Origin of the sequence: Bathymodiolus azoricus thioautotrophic gill symbiont, from assembly GCF_001298715.1 — a bacterium.
Taxonomy (GTDB): domain Bacteria; phylum Pseudomonadota; class Gammaproteobacteria; order PS1; family Pseudothioglobaceae; genus Thiodubiliella.
On the sequence record NZ_CDSC02000272.1, the window covers coordinates 1 to 17,058 of the forward strand.

Here is a 17,058-nt window from a genome sequence, read left to right on the forward strand (position 1 = left end):
CTAATTACCCTGTTCAAAAGATAAATTTTTTACCTTTATTTCTCTTGCTAAAACTTTCATTTTCTCAATGGCCAAGTCATAGTGCTCCTTGGCAAGTAATTCACACAATGTTTTAAAATCAAAATCAGTTGTGTGCGTATAATCGTAATTCTTAATTTTTTTAACCATTACCTTGTAGTGCCTTGCCTGTATTAATTAAACGATTTAATAGTGCTGTTAGTTTCACTTGATTGATATTAATATTACTAATCAAGAGTCGAAATACCAATTTTTCTTCTATATAAGCAAGCGCAAGCAAGGCTTGCTCATCCTTTAATAATTTATTGCGTAAATTTTGGTTAAAAGTATTAGGCTCTTGTACTTTAAAACGAAAACACACATTAAACGAAGTCCGTTTTCCCACCATTTCTAGCTCACTACTGACATTAATAAAATCCTCTGCAAATTTTGCTAATTGGTAATAGTTTTCAACTCTATCAGAAAAACCTTGCTTAGAATAAAATTTCCAGTCTAAAAACCACTTTAAACTGTCCACACGACGACCGCATTGCAGTGAATTAACACCCAAATCAACTGCATTATCTCGAAAAATATAACTATTATCGCCATCTGCACAAGTACCAGATAATAAATTCTGACGATTTAACAATAAAAAGTTACACATTAGACTACTACCAAGCATTTTATGAAAATCCATCGTAAAAGAGTCTAGTTGCTCAATACCAGTTAAAAATTTAGCTTTCAATATTGGGCTCATTACTGCTGCTCCACCCCAAGCACCATCACCATGCAACCAAAAATGGTGTTTATTTTTTAGTATTATTAGCTTCTCAATATTGTCATAAGCACCACGCACTGTTGTCCCTAGAGTTGCACAAACAAAAAATGCGATACCGTCATTTTTTTGAACCTTCCCAATAGCCTTATCAAGTGCTAAGGCGTCCATTTCTCCATTCTTAGTGATTGGCACTTTAATTAAGTTCTCAGTACCGATACCTAAAATATTCACCGCCTTATCTAGCGAATAATGTGCATCATCACTAACAAAAGCAAACAAAGGTTTTTGATCAAATAACCCTTGTTGCTTTGCATCTTTTGATGCTTGATTGCGCGCCACCATCATGGCAATCATATTAGCATTGCTTGAGCCAGTTGTCATCTGCCCTTCACCTTGTTTAAAACCAACACACTCAAGCATTTGCTCAAGCATGTAGGTTTCCATTAAGGTAGCAACAGGTGCAGATTCAAAAGTGCAAGCTGAAGTGTTACTTAATGCAACAATAACCTCTCCTAAAATTGAAGGCGCATTAGCACCCGACCACATACGATTAGCAAAACCAATATGACTGGTATCAGGAGAATAATTTAGATATTGTTGCACCCAAACAAACAATTGCGCCCAGTCCTGAGTTGATTGCTTATTTAAGTCTAATATTTCAGTTAATTCAGCAGTTGATTGATAATTAACCAGCTGATTATTGCTTTTTGCATTTGAGTATTGTAGTATTTTCGCTATTTTTTCAAGCAATTCCTTGTCTTGCATTGATCAGAAAATCCTCTAATTGGGTTTCTTATTCAGCCATACCATAACAACACCCAAAACTAAGATAGACAAAGCTACATTTGCCAAACTAGTGTCTGCGCACGAATTAGGTGCTATAAACACCGCTTGACAAGCTACTTCGTTCACAACTTGCCAAGTTGGATGCCAGCCAAGTGGAGTAACAATATGAAAAAATATTGCCCCTACCATCACCACTGATGCCATTAATCCGCCAATACAGTGTAGTTTTTCTCTATGCTTCCACAATACAATTGGTGACAATAATACCAAAGCAGTTGCTAGCTCAGCTAAGCCGATTAAAATCGCACCGTACTCAGTAAACAATTCACCTAATGTAGTGTTAATGGTATCGCTAATCCAAATACCGATAGTGCCAAAGATATGCTGCGGCTCTAGTGCGGTGTTGTCAAATTTATAAAACAATGAACTAAGAAATACATTTGATGCCCATAGAGCGATTAGCCAACTGATTATAACTTTAATTGTATTATTCATCCTTTCCCTTTTTTATATTTTATGTATTATTTTTTTACATCATAAACGATTCAATGCCTTACCAGAATCTAAAACCGTTCTTGTCATTTCAGCAGCGCCAACTAACGAGTCAGCCTTTTTAGTATGCCAAAGGATTAAACTAGCAGCTAAAACCAAGCCATCATAAAACAATCCTTTATCGCCTGATAAAGCGGATTTTCCTAACTTAACTGTATAATCTGCCAAAGCTTTAATATCGCTATGCACATCCAACTTATCAGGAAATGAAATAGCGCGCAACTCTTGCTCAATACCCAATGACTTAGGGTTGATATCTACCCTATCTTGCTCAATTAAGCCTTGGTAAGAAACCATCAAGCCGTTTTGACGAAGTGAAGGGATGACGCCACCTTCAACACCACGCACTAATAATGCACTATCCATACCACTGGCATCCACCAAATGCGCATAGATTGGTGGATACGGTTTGTGCACATAACCCAAAATCGAGTGTGTGGTCTTACCTCTTAGTGGTCCAATCAGTGTTTCCACGGTGTTAATCACGGTACGCTTAATAAGTCGCTCTCGTAATGGCACTAAGTCATGCAAGCCACTACAATAACTGGCTTGATCAACATAACTCCAGCCAATAGATGCATTTTCTAATCTGTTTTTTGCTTGTTCGGTTGAACAATCAACATTCAAACCCAATGCTTGATTGATGTGCCTATGTGTCAATCCAAATTTTGGCGATACACTATCAAGCCCATGAATAACCGTCGGTAAACCCAACTCTGCTAATAGTGGCGGTAAAAATGATGAAATCGGAATTGAGCGATTGTAGCCACTATATGGGTCACCCAAATCCACCAAATCCCTAACATTAATTTGTTGTTTGTCACTCTGAGCAAGAAGAGCGGCTAAAATGCCCTCATTCTCCTCCATGCTCTCGCGCTTCATACGCAAAGCAATTAAAAAAATGGCAGAACGCACATCATCAATTTCACCACGCAAAATGGCTTGCATGCCATCTCTAGCCTCTTCAAAAGCAATATCTTTACTCAAATCTGGACCGGTTGCCACACGTTGAATAATAGATTTCATTAAGTCTTGTGTATTCATACTAAGATATCTTTATGTATATTTTATTATTTTCTTGTTTAACTGCATAGGTTTGCATATCTTCCACATCCTCTTCTGAGCTGTTACCTGTGGCCAAATCAAAACTATAGCCATGCAATGAACATTTCACTCGATTGCCCTTAAGACAACCCAAAGTCAATTCAATATCTTCATGCGGGCAACGATTTTCTGCTGCATATAAAGAGCCGTTATTCATTGTTACAAACACCTTAACACCCTCCTCAAGCGTCGTCGCAACCATCGTGCCTTCTTTTGGTGCAATATCTAATGCCTTTACCCACATTAGAAAAAACTCCAAATACTATTTTTATCCAGTCTTGAGGTGCATTGATTAAGTTGTCGTTGATAACGCCTAGCATTAGCAGAAACCTCCTTGGCAACCTTTTTAAGCCAAAGTTTGGCGTGATGAGTTTTACGGTTGAAGCCACCATGACCCTCATGGTAAGCTAGATATTGATTGTAAGCATCGGCCTTGTTGATGTTTGAGCGTTTTGCGGATCTATTGACATACCAACCAACAAAGTCAACAGCATCTTCAAAATCCTCACGACTTGCATCTGTGTTACCTGTCTTGAGCTTGTACAATGCCCATGTTGCATCTGTTGCTTGTGCGAAACCACGAGCAGTGGTTGGTCTAAACCAAGGTATCACACTAAATAATTTTTCTCTTGGCGGTCTTGCATCCGATTCAAAATGTGACTCTTGATAGATAATAGCCAATTGCACATGCATTGGTACACCATATTTTTTCTCTGATGCTTTTACTGCCTTATACCAACGAACCTCTTCATCCATTAAAGTGCAAATATTACCAACTGTTATTGCATCAGATGAAAATAAGGAGAAACAACCACTTAAAAATAAAGACAGCAATAACAGCGTCAGTTTTTTCATTAATTTGCAAAGCCAATAAATTCTTTAAAAAGGATAACAATCTGAGTAACAAACAAAAGTGTAAACAATGCTATAATCGCTCTATCGCTCAGACCTTTGCTTGATGTAACTTTCGCCTTACCCTCCAACTTGATATTATTAGCAACCAAACCTTTGTCTGAAGTTTCTACATGGAATACCACACGGGTATTGACTTTTAAGCGAGAATTATTAACGATATTTTTCTGATGTGCAAAATACTGCTCACCATCATCACCTAAAATAAATCCATAACCTTTGCTACCAAACTGGGTAACCTTACCTTTTACTTTTTTTGCCATTTTTATTCTTATATTTTTTGCAAATTATAGACTGCTTTTTCAACAAAATCAGCCCCCACTTGTTGATACTTGGGTTCATTTTGAATATCATCAAAGCATTCTAACTGCTTACACTTAAAGCCCTTAAAAAGCTGTACCACCTCAGCCTCACTCACTGCATAAGGTGGACCACTTATTTTCGATTGTGGGTAATTTCGTGTTAACAACAACATTTGACAACCACTGGGTATGATAGCGTGTAAGTGTTGTGCATATCTTACCCTTAAATCTGCAGGTAATGCAATCAGTGAACCCCTGTCATAGACCACCCTAACTGCGTTTAAATGCGTGGCATCAAGGTCAAAATAATCACCACAGAAAATACGGATATCTTGTGCATCATAAATGCTGAATTTTTCCACTTTTTGCATGGAATATTCAATATTATTCTCAGTAAAGAAAGCCTCAACAGCCAGTGAACTTAACTCAATACCGATCACCTTATACTGCTGTTCTAAGAAATACCTCATATCTTGGCTTTTGCCACACAACGGTACAAAGACTGTGTCGCCTTTTTGCAGTGCTAAACACGCACCAAATTCTAATAACTTAGTGTTTGTCGTATCCATGTGCCAAAATGTGGCATCATCCTTCCAATGCTGTAACCAATCTGTCATTATCACTCCTTAAAGAACCTTTATAATATGCAACATGGATATTAAAAAACCTACTCGTAAAACCATCATGCAATTTGTGATGGTTATTTTAGCCGTTTTTATTATCCGTGTGTGGCAACAGCAAGATTTAATCACCGGCGTAGCGCCCAGTTTCACCTCTAAAACTTTAAGTGGCGAGATTGTTAACAGCAAACCCTTACCCAATCAAACTATATTAATACATTTTTGGGCAACTTGGTGTGGCATTTGTCGTTTAGAAAATGATAATATTCAAGCAATCAGTAAAGACTATCGTGTACTAAATATCGCCATGCAATCAGGCACGGATGCCGAATTAAAAGAATACGCCAAGAAACACAATATGCGTCTTGATAATATGATTAACGACAACTCAGAAACCCTTGCAAGACTCTTTGGTGTGCGTGCCACGCCTAGTAGTTTTTTTATTAATCCTGAAGGCAGGATCCAATTTAGCGAGGTGGGTTATGTCACCACGCTTGGGTATCGATTGCGATTATGGTGGGCTACACTGTGAATTGGCACCCACAAGTAAACAATTTATTACAAAGTAAATCTGGGGAAAATCTAAAAGCATTTTTACAGCAAGAAAAACAAGCTAGAAAAATAATTTTTCCGCATTCTAACAACTGGTTTAAGGCTTTTGAATTAACACCATTTAATGATGTTAAGGTGGTAATTTTAGGGCAGGACCCCTACCATAACGATGGGCAAGCGCATGGTTTGAGTTTTTCTGTGCCTGATGGCGTGACCATACCACCTTCTCTAAGAAATATTTATATAGAATTACAATCTGACCTTGGCGTTGTACCAAATACTAGTGGTAATCTTGAACATTGGGCAAAGCAAGGTGTGTTACTGCTTAACAGCGTCTTAACGGTTGAGAAAAATTCACCTGGATCACATACTCAATCAGGCTGGGTGGACTTTACTGACGGGGTAATTGATATCATCAACGCAGAAAAACAAAATGTGGTATTTCTATTATGGGGTGCTTATGCTTACAAAAAAGCAGTGCTCATTGACAACAACAAACACTTGGTTTTAACTGCAACCCACCCTTCTCCATTCTCAGCACACAAAGGATTTTTTGGTTGTAAACATTTCTCTAAAGCCAACAAGTACCTTAAAATGCATGAACTAAAACAAATTAATTGGTAAATATTCCAATCTATATAAATTAAGGATAATAAGGTTTTGAAATTAGTGATTGATGACGCTTGCTATGCATACGACAAAATATTCTCTGAATTTGGCGAAATTGTCACTATGGCTGGGCGTGATATTGATGCTAATTCAGTCCAAGACGCTGATGTGCTTATCGTACGCTCACGCACCAAAGTTAACCAAAAACTATTGCAAGACTCTCAAGTTAAGTTTGTTGGCTCAACAGTGGCTGGGCTAGATCATGTTGACCAAGATTATTTAAAAACAAATAATATTACTTTTTTCTCAGCACAGGGTTGTAATTCAATGGCAGTGGCAGAATTTGTCATTAGTGCCATTGTTAATTTAGCAGATGAATTTGATTTTGACTATACCCAAAAAACCCTAGGTATTATCGGCGTGGGCAATGTGGGTTCGCGTCTTGCTGCTAAGGCTGAGTTAATGGGCATCAAAACTTTACTCAATGATCCGCCACGAGAAGATACCGAAGACTTACCCGAGTTTGTTGATTTAGACGTAGCGCTTAGCGCTGATATTGTTACTTTTCACACACCACTTACCTTTGATGGCGAGCATCCGTCGTATCAATTATTAAACGCAAAGAATTTCCACAATATCACCAATGAAACCATTGTCATTAATGCAGCGCGTGGTGGCGTGATTATTGAGGATATTTGGCAAAAGACACAAACCAAAGTCAATATTATTGACTGTTGGGAAAACGAACCTAGTATCAATCAAACCTTGCAAAAAAACGCCTATTGGGCAACACCACACATCGCTGGACATTCAGTTAATGCTAAATTTATGGGCAGCTTTATGGTGTATGAAGCGCTGTGTAAATTTATCGGTATTAAACAAAATACAGACACTGTGAATTTAATCAATCCAGGGGCATTATCAATCAATCAAGATAATCTAAAAGACACACTAAATGATATTTACGATTTTAAGCAAGATACAATAGCAATTGCGAATATTAAGAATTTTGAAAGTTATCGTCGCAGTTATCCTATTCGCTATGAATGGCATCATTTTAATTCATCTTTTCCTTTGCCTTTACTTTAAGAACGCAAACAAACTGCCAACCAATTCAACACTAAACATTTATTGAGAAATAAGATTAGCCAAGCGTCGTCGATATACCCTCGCTTGTTCTAGATTCGTGTTCTCCAACATATTACAAACCATGCCAATCATTTCTTTGGCAGCGCCGTCTTTGAATTCAGCATCATTTTCTTGAATGAAAAACAAAGCTTCTATACCACGCTCAATATCGTGCTCGGAAAATAAACAAACTGCCAAATCAAAATATGCTTGATAGTCATTAGGTGACTTCAATATATGTGCTCGTAGCTGCGCTATGCCAACTGTATTTTGCGCTAAACGCTTGAAGTTAAGTTGACTGGCAATTGATACGCCAATGTCTAATTTCTGTGCAACTTCTGGCAACCTATCAAACAAACTTTGCGCTCGCTCTATCTCGCCAATATCTAAGAAAATTTGCGTCATATCCAAAGCCACCCGCACATTGCTTGGGTCAGATGAAATCGCTTGAGTCAACAGTATAATTGCTGCTTGAGTGTCGCCAGCTATGTGTTTTTCTCTTGCTTGCTCGCGTATATTATCAGATTCACGAAAAACGCCGTAATGCTTTAATAAAATGCGCAACTCTTCTGCTTGCAATTCACCCTCTTCGCGTTGCACTTCTTTGCCATCTTTAAACACTACAAGCGTTGGTACATTGGTAATGGAGAATTGTTGCTTAAGTTCATCTTGCTCATCAATGTCAATTTTGGCAAAAATAAACTTACCAAAAAACTCGCTTGCCAAATCTGAAATTGCATACTCAGTTTTAATACATGGCTCAGACCAAATACCCATAAATTCTATCAATACAGGTAAATGTGATGAGTTATGCATCACCAAATCTTCAAAGTTATTTTTACTGACTTCAAATATTAACGGTTTATTTTCAGTGCTCATCTTGGTTGGAATAATATAGATTTAATCGTTTGGTAGTTGGTGGCAATGTTGCGTAAATTCTCTTCTCCTTGCTCTTTATTTGCCAAGTTTTTTTTAATGTCTTTAATTTGCTCAACATATATTTTTTTCAATGTATCTAATGTTGCATTAACCTCATAAACGCTTGGATTGTCCTCGTCTTTCCAATCTTGCGGTAGCGTATGTGGATACTTAGGTTTAAACTCTAGAATATCTTTGTCAGTTTCAAACATTTATGCGGTCAGGCTTGCAAACAACAATGGCAACTGCTCAGGTAATTTCTCAACATTATCAACTATGGTGTAATTATTTTCACCAAAGATACGCTTAACATAGGTGTCTGCTTGAGGATCAAGCGTTAAACAATAAGTTAGAACACCTGTAGAATACAATTCTTCTACGGCTTTTTTAGTGTCAAAACGCAGATGTTGCGGATCACTTTCGTCAATATCGGCAGGTTCACCATCAGTGACCAATAAAATCAATTTTCGTTTTTGTTGTTGTTTATGCAAGTGTGTGCCGGCGTGCCTAAGGGCTGCGCCCATACGGGTAGACAAGCCACCTTTCATACCTGCTAAACGAGATTTAGCGTCATCATCAAAGTGCTGATTAAAGTCTTTTAAGCGGAAGTATTGCACATCATGACGACCATCAGAAGCGAAGCCGTGTAGTGCAAATGGGTCGCCAATACCTTCAATCGCAGTCGACACCAAAGTTGCCGCTTCGCGGGTTAATTGTAAGACTGTTTTATCTGAACCCTCCATAACTTCATTGGTAGATTCTGACAAGTCTAGCAACACCACTACTGATAAATCACGGGTATTTAGCACATTGCGCATAGTGATTCTTGGATTGGGTTGCTCACCCATACGAATTGCAATCATGGCATCAATTGCTGCATTAATATCCACTTCATCGCCATCTTCCATACCGCGTTGTCGTTGAACGCCAGCAGGGGCTAATAAATCAATAATTTGACGGATGCGGTGTGCAATTGACTTATATTCAGTCAAGATATTTTCAATATCTTCAGGGTTGCCTTTTGGTGGTCTACGCTCAAAAATGGTTGCCCAATCAGGGCGATGTAGTTGGATTTGATAATCCCATTCTTGATAATGAAATGGATCAGAAACTGGCTCTTTACCCCAGGCATCGTTAAACGACTTGGCGTCATCAGATAAATCATCTTCATAGGTGCGCATAATATCTGTACAAGTCCAGATCACTTGCGCATCATCGCCTGCCAATTCACAATCAACTTCATGTGCCATCATTAATGGACTCACTTCATAGCGCACTTGCTGCTGGCTCGCAGCCACATATTCCACACCCTTGTCCCAATTAATATCTTCATACTGCCATATAATACGATTATCATCACGATAATCAACACGATAACGCTCTAAAATTCTAAGACTGGGTACTTCTTTTCGACCTTCAAAAATATTATAAAGCTCAACACCCATTAGCCATGCAAAATGATTATCGTCTTGATTGGCTTCAATTTTTTCATGAAATTTAGCTGCAAATTTATTGAGTTGTTCGTCATTACCTTTTTCATCCTCATCTAATAATTGCAATGCGAATCCCTCAAGAATGCTCATGGTTTTATGTTCGGCAGGCTCTTCATGTTCAAGCATTATCAATGAGCGCCATAATTTCTTCAAACCAGGAAATTCATTAACAGCTTTATATTCAACACGCGCATCTTCTAAAAGACCAATAAAAAACATCTGTGCAGGGCTGAGCTGCTCGGCAGACATTGGCTGACTGGTATACATCATATGCGCAGCCATATGTGCCACGGTAGCACGATAAATTTCCAAACCTTCAATGCTCTGATCATCACTTAATTTAATATCATCAAGTGCATCTGGCACATAGAGAATTTTGTTTTCTATATAGGGTCTAAAATCCGTATATTCTGCGCCTGTAGGACGAATAAAGAAATCACGCCCCCATAAGGCACGCAAATAAAAATTTAACTTACGCTGTACTTTAATAAATAAAACACCTCGGCGTTCTCTCTCTAGCATAGCACGAGAATCAGCCGACTCAAGTGAGAAATAAGAAGTAAGATTGTTATAATCTCTACGATAAGCCTTAGCGCCAAAATTAGCCCAACGGCGTAACCCACTCAAGGTTAACTTTGATAATAATTCGTCAATATGCATCAACATCGGACGCAAACCACGAGCCGCTGTTGATACTAACTGATGGATTAAGGTTAAATAACCACGCACTAATTGCGCATCACCAAGATGACGGGCAACATTCGGCAAGGTAGACAATAGCAATATAATAACTTCACCAGAAGTCATTGATGAGGCTTTCATCGCTGCCGTAACACAATCAGGAATAATATCCTCACCACACTCTTTAGCCATCTGTGGCATCACTTCAAGATAAGTCATCACCAAGTCATTACCACGACCTAAACCACACAGCGCTTTAGCGCCATCCAGATAGTCTTTAAGTCCAGCAGGAGAAATAACACGCACAGCATCCTGGAATGTTGCCTCTAAAACTTCCTTAACTTCAGGCGCGATTTCTACTAAGAAATCAGCGTAGTCTTCTAATAGTATTTTTGACATAATCTGTACCGAACTGGCAAGATGACACTAATCAACCTAGGAAAGTTTGAACTGCTGCATGAAGTGTATCACGCATGTCTGGATCATCGGTGAGTGGCGTAATCATCGTCATAGAACACGCCGCTTCAGCATCAACGCCTTTGGCAATTAACTGACCAGCGTAGACCAATAAGCGTGTTGAAATACCCTCGTCTAAGCCATGTCCCTTAAGGTTTCTAGCGCGGTGTGCGATTTGCACTAATTTCTCAGCCATGATTTCATCAACACCTGATTCTTTGGTGACAATAGCCACTTCTAATGCAGTTTCCGGATAATCAAAATCCAAGCCACCAAATCGTTGTTTGGTAGACTGTTTAAGGTCTTTCATTAATGACTGATAACCAGGATTGTAAGAAATAACCAATTGGAAATCAGGGTGTGCCTTAACCAATTCACCCTTCTTATCAAGTGGTAATTCGCGACGATGATCGGTTAATGGATGAATAACAACTGTGGTATCTTGGCGCGCCTCAACAATCTCATCTAAATAACAAATCGCACCAATACGCGCAGCTGTTGTTAAAGGTCCATCTTGCCATTTTGTACCATCTTTATCCAATAGGAAGCGGCCCACTAAATCAGATGCGGTCATATCTTCATTACAGGCAACACTAATTAAAGGTCTGCCTAATTTCCAAGCCATATATTCAACAAAGCGTGATTTGCCACAACCTGTCGGACCTTTGATCATCATCGGCATACGCACATCGTAAGCTGATTGATACAGCTCTACTTCATTATCAACAGCTTCATAATACGGCTCATCTTTAATAATGTATTGTTTTGGATCTATTTTTATATCAGACATAACACTTCTCCACTATTTATTAATTTTTATTCATCTTCATCATCAGTTTCATGCTCACCCGACCAACCTGCTTTTTTAGCATTTTGGATGGCAACATCATGAATACGCTGATGCCGTTCGCGCAATTCTGGCGGCAGGTAACTCACCATGCAACCATACTTATCCCACTCAGCATTAACCTCTTGCAACAAGGCATCAATGCCGGCTAAATTCCAACCTTCACAAGTCTGCGTTTCCTTAATCAATCCAAATACCCACGCATCTCTAATAACCTTACCAATGGTGGTCATGCCGCCATTAATTTCATTATTGATGCCTACATATATTTTAGGTTTATTTGCCATAATTTTACTATCTTTAAAAGGTTTTTTGTCTTTAAAAGTCTGGAAGCAAACTTTTAAAGACAAAAAACCCCAACAACAAGGTTAGGGTTTTTTGTTAGAACTCAGTGAGTATTAAACCGTTTGACCACGGTAAATAACCATTGAAGTTCCTGCACATTGAGCAAAGTTGTCTAAACCTAGCAAACGAACATGGTTGTCCGGATGTGCAGTATGACAATTTTCAATTTCTTGAAGGATTGCATCAACATCTGTTTCACCAAACATTGGCAACTTCCACATGTACCAATATGAACCAGCAGCATGCTGTGGCTCAGTATGTTCTACACTTGGGTTCCAACCTTTGTCAACAATATATTGAATCTGCACACGCATCTGGTCCGCAGTTAAGGTAGGTAGGTATGAGAAAGTCTCGAATTTACGACTTTCAGCGTTACCTAAACTTGATTGATAATCTTGCATATTATTTCTCCTATTTATTTATGAGCCGCGTCAATCTTATCAACGGTATCAAATTCAAACTTGATCTCTTTCCAAGTTTCCATTGCGATTGCCAATTCAGGACTGTGCTTAGCTGCTGAAGTAAGAATATCTTTACCTTCTTTCTCTAATTCACGACCAGAGTTACGAGCTTCAACACAAGCCTCAACCGCAACACGGTTAGCTGCTGCGCCTGCTGCGTTACCCCATGGGTGACCTAGCGTACCACCACCAAACTGTAAACAAGAATCGTCACCGAAAATGTTTACTAGTGCTGGCATGTGCCATACATGAATACCGCCAGAAGCAACAGGGATTACACCCGGCATAGAGCCCCAGTCTTGATCAAAGAAAATACCGCGTGAGCGATCTTCCTTAATAAATGAATCACGCATAATGTCAATCCAACCTAGCGTTGCTTCACGATCGCCTTCAAGCTTACCTACAACGGTACCTGAATGCAAGTGATCACCACCAGATAAACGCAAAATCTTAGCAAGGACACGGAAGTGAATACCGTGGTGCGGATTACGGTCTAATACTGCGTGCATTGCACGGTGAATGTGTAATAACATACCGTTATCTTGACACCATTGTGCTAATTGCGTATTGGCACTCCAACCACCAGTAATGTAGTCATGCATAATGATCGGGGAACCGATTTCTTTAGCGTATTCAGCACGCTTCATCATTTCATCAGATGTTGGCGCTGTAACATTTAAATAGTGACCTTTACGCTCACCCGTTTCTGCTTCAGCTTTCTCAATTGCTTCTTGTACGAAGTCAAAACGAGCTCTCCAACGCATAAATGGCTGTGAGTTAATATTTTCATCGTCTTTGGTGAAATCTAAGCCACCACGAAGACCCTCATAACAAGCACGACCATAGTTCTTAGCTGATAAACCTAACTTAGGCTTAATAGTACAACCCAATAAAGGACGACCATATTTGTTAAGAATATCACGCTCCATCTGAATACCTTGTGGCGGACCATTACAAGTCATAACATAAGCGATTGGGAAACGAATATCTTCCAGTCTTAATGCACGCAATGCTTTAAAGCCAAATACATTGCCCACCAAAGAAGTCATTACATTAACGACTGAACCTTCTTCAAATAAATCAATCGGATAAGCAACGAATGCATAGAAACATGTATCGTCACCGGGTACATCTTCAATCGCATAGGCGCGACCTTTATAGTGATCCAAATCTGTCAACAAATCTGTCCATACTGTTGTCCAAGTACCTGTAGAAGATTCAGCTGCAACTGCTGCTGCAATTTCTTCTCTAGGAACGCCCTCTTGTGGTGTTACTTTAAAACACGCCAGGATATCCGTTTCTAACGGGGTATAATCCGGCATCCAATAAGTATCGCGGTAATCTTTTACACCCGCATCATAAACTTTAGCCATTTCTATGGTCTCCTTTCATTAAAAGAACACATATCATACAATAATAAATAAATAATGTAAAATAATATTTATTTATTAAATAATAAATTTTATTTATGATTAATTACACCCTTAAGCAACTCTATAGCTTTGAAGCGGTTGTGCGCTTAAAAAGTTTCACCAAAGCAAGTAAAGAACTTTATATTACCCAACCTGCAGTGTATATGCAAATACAGCAATTGATACAAAATATCGGTGCAGAATTACTCAGCACTAAAGGCAAAAAAGTTTCACCCACGCATATTGGTAAGAAATTCTACCAAACCTGTTTAACAGTGATTGCTAAGTTGGAACAATCAAAGGCAGATATCGAGCAAACCTTAAACCCTGACTCTGGGCATTTAGAGATTTCAGTTGCTACCACCACCAATTCTTTTGTTTCACGCGTATTGGCACAATTTAAACAACAATACCCTGATATGACCTTCCACTTGGAAGTAACTAACCGTAAACTCTTGTTAGAAAAATTATCTAATCACAGTTCTGATTTGGTGGTTATGGGTGAGCCTCCTGCGGATATGTCGCTGATTACACAGCCATTTATGGAAAACCCACTCATTGCCATTGCCCACCCTGATCACCCTTTGCTTAAAAACAAGAAGAATTCTATTAAGGCACTCAGTAAAGAAACTCTAATTACGCGTGAACAAGGCTCTGGAACGCGTATTACTATTGAACGCATTCTAGGTATGAAGTTTAACTCTGAAATCGAAATTAACTCAAATGAAGCAATCATTGAAGCAGTTCAAGCAGGGCTTGGCATTGGCTTTGTATCTAAACATACCGTTAAACTGGAACTTGAAAATGACATTATCAAACAACTGAATATTGATAAATTTCCAGTTATGCGTCATTGGCATACTGTACATAGTAACAAAACAGAACTTTCACCCATTGCTCAACGCTTTAAAGCGTTTATCATTGAAAGTGGGCAAAAGGTCTTTAGCTAAATACAATAGTTTTATTATTACAAATTAGCACACGATCTTCAAGATGGTACTGTAAACCTTTGGCAAGTGTAACTTTTTCAATGTCTTGTCCCATTTGTTGCATTTCTTCTGCACTATCGCTATGATTAACTCTAAGTACATCTTGCTCAATAATCGGACCTTCATCTAACTCACTGGTGACATAATGACAGGTTGCCCCAATAAGTTTAACGCCCCGTTGTGCTGCACGCTCATAAGGGTTAGCGCCAACAAACGATGGCAAAAAAGAATGGTGGATATTAATAATCTTACCACTGTATTTGTCACACATTGACTTTGGAATAATTTGCATATAGCGCGCAAGCACAATCACATCAGGTTGGAAGGCATCAACCGTATCCATCATCTTTGCCATGTCAGATACTTTAGTGTCTTTATTGATGTCAACTTTTTTAAAGTCTACATCATACCAACTGGCAAGTTTTTTCAATTTATCGTGGTTAGACAGAACACCAATAATCTGAGCTTCCATTTCTGACTCATGCCCACGGTGCAATAAATCTGCCACACAATGCGACGACTTTGAGCCCATAATCAACACACGCTTAAGTTTTCTGACATCATTCATCTGCCAATTCATTTGGTACTTTTGAGCCAATTGTGCAAATTCTTGCTGAAATTCATCAAATGAACAAGTGAGATTTGATTCAATCTCAATACGCATAAAAAAATGCTTATTTTGTTCATCAAGATGATGATGGGCTTCTTTAATATTACCATCTCGTTTGAAAATAAATTGACTCACTTTGGACACTAAACCGTGTGCATCAGGGCAAGAAATTAATAGTCGATAAGTATTCATATAAATGACATTAAGTGCGGTATTCTGCATTAATTTTTATATAATCATAAGATAAGTCTGTTGTCCATACACTCTCAGATGTTTTGTCCTTACCGATTTCAATAGTAACAACAATATTGTCCTTTGCCATCTCAGCACTGCCTGCTGCTTCGGTGTAATGTTCATCCAATTCACCACGGCTAACAATACAAACCCCGCCGAGATAAATATTAACCTCATCAGCTTTTAAATGTGCAATATTTGAGCGCCCCACTGCTGCCAAAATTCGACCCCAATTGGCATCAGAGGCAAACAGGGCTGTTTTAACCAATAGTGAATGCGCCACCGTGTAAGCCACCTCTAAACAGTCTTCATCACTCACGCCACCTTTAACGCAAATTTCAACAAACTTAGTCGCCCCCTCACCATCTTTGATAATTTTATGTGCTAAAGTCTGCGTTACTTCATTGAGTGCTTGTTGAAATTCGTCCGTGCAATCACTCAGCTCAACTTTTGATGCACCCGTCGCACTGAGTGAGCAAGCATCATTGGTTGAGGTATCGCCATCAACGGTAATACGATTAAATGATTGATTAGTCGCTGTTGTTAGGCAGCTTTGTAACTCAGGTTGACTGGCTTTAACATCGGTAAAAATAAAACTTAGCATGGTTGCCATGTTTGGACGAATCATACCTGAACCCTTGGCAATACCGCTAATCGCTACCGTTTTTCCATTAACTGTAAATTGTTTTGAAGCGGTTTTTTCAACCAAGTCAGTGGTGAGGATTGCTTGTGCCACTTGAGATAAATTATCATTTGCCAATCTCGTTGAAAGTTTGGCAATGTTATCTTTAAAACACTGCATTGGTAGTGGCTGCCCAATAACACCAGTAGAAAATGGCAACACTTGTTCAGTGTCAATATTTAATGATTGCGCTACCATTTCACACACTTGATAAGCATTATCAAGCCCTTTATTGCCACTGGCAACACCTGTACCTGCATTGGCGTTGCCACTATTAATGACCAAAGCACGCACATTATTATTAAGATGGTTTTTTGCCACCACCACAGGCGCAGCGCAAAAAACATTTTGGGTAAATACTGCTGCTGTTTTGGTTTCAGGCACAAAAGAAACGATAGATAAATCTAACTCTTCAATATTTGCATTTAAATTTTGTGCGCGCTTAATGCCAGCATTAATAGCTGCACAGCTTACACCTTTAATATTTAATAATGAATTTTTCATTATAAACCCCTAATTATAAATCCCCAGTAATCAAGGATATTTTACTTATTTAAGGCGTTTGTAAAAAAATTATTATTTACCCC

Annotated in this window: 21 protein-coding genes; 4 read left to right on the forward strand and 17 right to left on the reverse strand. The window is 38.7% G+C overall.

Annotated features, from left to right (window positions below; genetic code table 11):
* From BAZSYMA_RS09965 to BAZSYMA_RS05295, 8 genes are read right to left on the reverse strand one after another with little or no spacing between them, the layout of a single operon-like run.
* Positions 1-168, reverse strand: a complete 168-nt coding sequence (locus BAZSYMA_RS09965; protein ID WP_195910110.1) for a hypothetical protein — start codon at positions 166-168, stop codon at positions 1-3.
* Positions 161-1,543, reverse strand: coding sequence for a pyridoxal phosphate-dependent decarboxylase family protein (locus BAZSYMA_RS05265; RefSeq protein ID WP_090716393.1), 1,383 nt, complete (start codon positions 1,541-1,543; stop codon positions 161-163). The genes BAZSYMA_RS09965 and BAZSYMA_RS05265 overlap by 8 nt, the downstream gene beginning before the upstream one ends.
* A 15-nt stretch (positions 1,544-1,558) precedes the next feature.
* A complete protein-coding gene (locus BAZSYMA_RS05270; protein WP_090716396.1) occupies positions 1,559-2,059 on the reverse strand; it encodes a hypothetical protein in 501 nt (166 codons plus the stop codon).
* A gap of 39 nt (positions 2,060-2,098) precedes the next feature.
* Positions 2,099-3,160, reverse strand: a complete 1,062-nt coding sequence (locus BAZSYMA_RS05275; RefSeq protein WP_090716399.1) for an anthranilate phosphoribosyltransferase — start codon at positions 3,158-3,160, stop codon at positions 2,099-2,101.
* A gap of 1 nt (position 3,161) precedes the next feature.
* Positions 3,162-3,464, reverse strand: a complete 303-nt coding sequence (locus BAZSYMA_RS05280) for a Rieske (2Fe-2S) protein (RefSeq protein ID WP_090716401.1) — start codon at positions 3,462-3,464, stop codon at positions 3,162-3,164.
* Complete coding sequence (locus tag BAZSYMA_RS05285; RefSeq protein ID WP_090716404.1) at positions 3,464-4,075, reverse strand: transglycosylase SLT domain-containing protein; 612 nt, start codon at positions 4,073-4,075, stop codon at positions 3,464-3,466. Before BAZSYMA_RS05285 ends, BAZSYMA_RS05280 begins: the two co-directional genes overlap by 1 nt.
* Entirely contained in the window at positions 4,075-4,395 is a 321-nt protein-coding gene (locus BAZSYMA_RS05290) for a cold-shock protein (protein WP_090716406.1), read from the reverse strand. The genes BAZSYMA_RS05285 and BAZSYMA_RS05290 overlap by 1 nt, the downstream gene beginning before the upstream one ends.
* An 8-nt stretch (positions 4,396-4,403) precedes the next feature.
* Positions 4,404-5,051 (reverse strand): thiopurine S-methyltransferase, encoded by a 648-nt coding sequence (locus tag BAZSYMA_RS05295; protein WP_090716409.1) that lies wholly within the window; start codon positions 5,049-5,051, stop codon positions 4,404-4,406.
* Between the two features lie 34 nt (positions 5,052-5,085).
* Between BAZSYMA_RS05295 and BAZSYMA_RS05300 the strand changes: the two genes are divergently transcribed.
* The 3 genes from BAZSYMA_RS05300 to BAZSYMA_RS05310 are packed head-to-tail and all read left to right on the forward strand — an operon-like array spanning position 5,086 to position 7,304.
* On the forward strand, positions 5,086-5,586 hold the full coding sequence (locus tag BAZSYMA_RS05300) for a redoxin domain-containing protein (RefSeq protein ID WP_090716411.1): 501 nt from the start codon (positions 5,086-5,088) through the stop codon (positions 5,584-5,586).
* Positions 5,568-6,230: a uracil-DNA glycosylase gene (gene ung / locus BAZSYMA_RS05305; RefSeq protein ID WP_090716413.1), complete on the forward strand. Its 663-nt coding sequence runs from the start codon at positions 5,568-5,570 to the stop codon at positions 6,228-6,230. The genes BAZSYMA_RS05300 and ung overlap by 19 nt, the downstream gene beginning before the upstream one ends.
* 36 nt (positions 6,231-6,266) lie before the next feature.
* Positions 6,267-7,304 carry a 4-phosphoerythronate dehydrogenase gene (locus BAZSYMA_RS05310; protein WP_090716415.1) on the forward strand — a complete coding sequence of 346 codons (1,038 nt, stop codon included), beginning with the start codon at positions 6,267-6,269 and terminating at the stop codon, positions 7,302-7,304.
* 39 nt (positions 7,305-7,343) lie between these two features.
* Here the strand turns inward: BAZSYMA_RS05310 and BAZSYMA_RS05315 are convergent, their stop codons facing one another.
* The 7 genes from BAZSYMA_RS05315 to BAZSYMA_RS05345 all read right to left on the reverse strand — a co-directional run bounded on the left by BAZSYMA_RS05315 (position 7,344) and on the right by BAZSYMA_RS05345 (position 13,917).
* Positions 7,344-8,222, reverse strand: a complete 879-nt coding sequence (locus BAZSYMA_RS05315; protein WP_090716417.1) for a tetratricopeptide repeat protein — start codon at positions 8,220-8,222, stop codon at positions 7,344-7,346.
* Entirely contained in the window at positions 8,219-8,473 is a 255-nt protein-coding gene (locus tag BAZSYMA_RS05320; protein ID WP_090716419.1) for a hypothetical protein, read from the reverse strand. Before BAZSYMA_RS05320 ends, BAZSYMA_RS05315 begins: the two co-directional genes overlap by 4 nt.
* Positions 8,474-10,834, reverse strand: a complete 2,361-nt coding sequence (locus BAZSYMA_RS05325) for a nitric oxide reductase activation protein NorD (protein WP_090716422.1) — start codon at positions 10,832-10,834, stop codon at positions 8,474-8,476.
* A 31-nt stretch (positions 10,835-10,865) separates the two neighbouring features.
* Positions 10,866-11,681 (reverse strand): CbbQ/NirQ/NorQ/GpvN family protein, encoded by an 816-nt coding sequence (locus BAZSYMA_RS05330; RefSeq protein WP_090716424.1) that lies wholly within the window; start codon positions 11,679-11,681, stop codon positions 10,866-10,868.
* A 26-nt stretch (positions 11,682-11,707) separates the two neighbouring features.
* Positions 11,708-12,025 (reverse strand): hypothetical protein, encoded by a 318-nt coding sequence (locus BAZSYMA_RS05335; RefSeq protein ID WP_090716441.1) that lies wholly within the window; start codon positions 12,023-12,025, stop codon positions 11,708-11,710.
* 111 nt (positions 12,026-12,136) lie between these two features.
* The gene (locus tag BAZSYMA_RS05340; protein ID WP_090716429.1) at positions 12,137-12,484 is read right to left on the reverse strand and encodes a ribulose bisphosphate carboxylase small subunit; all 348 of its coding nucleotides are present in this window, start codon (positions 12,482-12,484) and stop codon (positions 12,137-12,139) included.
* Between the two features lie 14 nt (positions 12,485-12,498).
* Positions 12,499-13,917 (reverse strand): form I ribulose bisphosphate carboxylase large subunit, encoded by a 1,419-nt coding sequence (locus BAZSYMA_RS05345; protein ID WP_090716431.1) that lies wholly within the window; start codon positions 13,915-13,917, stop codon positions 12,499-12,501.
* Positions 13,918-14,012: 95 nt separating this feature from the next.
* Here BAZSYMA_RS05345 and BAZSYMA_RS05350 point away from each other — a divergent pair, with 95 nt between their 5' ends.
* Positions 14,013-14,906: a LysR family transcriptional regulator gene (locus BAZSYMA_RS05350; RefSeq protein ID WP_090716434.1), complete on the forward strand. Its 894-nt coding sequence runs from the start codon at positions 14,013-14,015 to the stop codon at positions 14,904-14,906.
* Here the strand turns inward: BAZSYMA_RS05350 and purU are convergent.
* Together purU and argJ are read right to left on the reverse strand one after the other, a co-directional pair.
* Positions 14,899-15,747, reverse strand: coding sequence for a formyltetrahydrofolate deformylase (gene purU / locus BAZSYMA_RS05355; protein ID WP_090716443.1), 849 nt, complete (start codon positions 15,745-15,747; stop codon positions 14,899-14,901). The two genes, BAZSYMA_RS05350 and purU, sit on opposite strands and share 8 nt — an antisense overlap.
* Positions 15,748-15,757: 10 nt before the next feature.
* On the reverse strand, positions 15,758-16,975 hold the full coding sequence (argJ, locus tag BAZSYMA_RS05360) for a bifunctional glutamate N-acetyltransferase/amino-acid acetyltransferase ArgJ (protein ID WP_090716438.1): 1,218 nt from the start codon (positions 16,973-16,975) through the stop codon (positions 15,758-15,760).
* Positions 16,976-17,058: the final 83 nt, after the last annotated feature.

What these genes read in the sequence shown, in the direction of transcription:
- BAZSYMA_RS09965 (WP_195910110.1), bottom strand. Translation starts at nt 168, where the DNA reads ATGGTTAAAAAAATTAAGAATTACGATTATACGCACACAACTGATTTT.
- BAZSYMA_RS05265 (WP_090716393.1), bottom strand. Translation starts at nt 1,543, where the DNA reads ATGCAAGACAAGGAATTGCTTGAAAAAATAGCGAAAATACTACAATAC.
- BAZSYMA_RS05270 (WP_090716396.1), bottom strand. Translation starts at nt 2,059, where the DNA reads ATGAATAATACAATTAAAGTTATAATCAGTTGGCTAATCGCTCTATGG.
- BAZSYMA_RS05275 (WP_090716399.1), bottom strand. Translation starts at nt 3,160, where the DNA reads ATGAATACACAAGACTTAATGAAATCTATTATTCAACGTGTGGCAACC.
- BAZSYMA_RS05280 (WP_090716401.1), bottom strand. Translation starts at nt 3,464, where the DNA reads ATGTGGGTAAAGGCATTAGATATTGCACCAAAAGAAGGCACGATGGTT.
- BAZSYMA_RS05285 (WP_090716404.1), bottom strand. Translation starts at nt 4,075, where the DNA reads ATGAAAAAACTGACGCTGTTATTGCTGTCTTTATTTTTAAGTGGTTGT.
- BAZSYMA_RS05290 (WP_090716406.1), bottom strand. Translation starts at nt 4,395, where the DNA reads ATGGCAAAAAAAGTAAAAGGTAAGGTTACCCAGTTTGGTAGCAAAGGT.
- BAZSYMA_RS05295 (WP_090716409.1), bottom strand. Translation starts at nt 5,051, where the DNA reads ATGACAGATTGGTTACAGCATTGGAAGGATGATGCCACATTTTGGCAC.
- BAZSYMA_RS05300 (WP_090716411.1), top strand. Translation starts at nt 5,086, where the DNA reads ATGGATATTAAAAAACCTACTCGTAAAACCATCATGCAATTTGTGATG.
- ung (WP_090716413.1), top strand. Translation starts at nt 5,568, where the DNA reads ATGGTGGGCTACACTGTGAATTGGCACCCACAAGTAAACAATTTATTA.
- BAZSYMA_RS05315 (WP_090716417.1), bottom strand. Translation starts at nt 8,222, where the DNA reads ATGAGCACTGAAAATAAACCGTTAATATTTGAAGTCAGTAAAAATAAC.
- BAZSYMA_RS05320 (WP_090716419.1), bottom strand. Translation starts at nt 8,473, where the DNA reads ATGTTTGAAACTGACAAAGATATTCTAGAGTTTAAACCTAAGTATCCA.
- BAZSYMA_RS05325 (WP_090716422.1), bottom strand. Translation starts at nt 10,834, where the DNA reads ATGTCAAAAATACTATTAGAAGACTACGCTGATTTCTTAGTAGAAATC.
- BAZSYMA_RS05330 (WP_090716424.1), bottom strand. Translation starts at nt 11,681, where the DNA reads ATGTCTGATATAAAAATAGATCCAAAACAATACATTATTAAAGATGAG.
- BAZSYMA_RS05335 (WP_090716441.1), bottom strand. Translation starts at nt 12,025, where the DNA reads ATGGCAAATAAACCTAAAATATATGTAGGCATCAATAATGAAATTAAT.
- BAZSYMA_RS05340 (WP_090716429.1), bottom strand. Translation starts at nt 12,484, where the DNA reads ATGCAAGATTATCAATCAAGTTTAGGTAACGCTGAAAGTCGTAAATTC.
- BAZSYMA_RS05345 (WP_090716431.1), bottom strand. Translation starts at nt 13,917, where the DNA reads ATGGCTAAAGTTTATGATGCGGGTGTAAAAGATTACCGCGATACTTAT.
- BAZSYMA_RS05350 (WP_090716434.1), top strand. Translation starts at nt 14,013, where the DNA reads ATGATTAATTACACCCTTAAGCAACTCTATAGCTTTGAAGCGGTTGTG.
- purU (WP_090716443.1), bottom strand. Translation starts at nt 15,747, where the DNA reads ATGAATACTTATCGACTATTAATTTCTTGCCCTGATGCACACGGTTTA.
- argJ (WP_090716438.1), bottom strand. Translation starts at nt 16,975, where the DNA reads ATGAAAAATTCATTATTAAATATTAAAGGTGTAAGCTGTGCAGCTATT.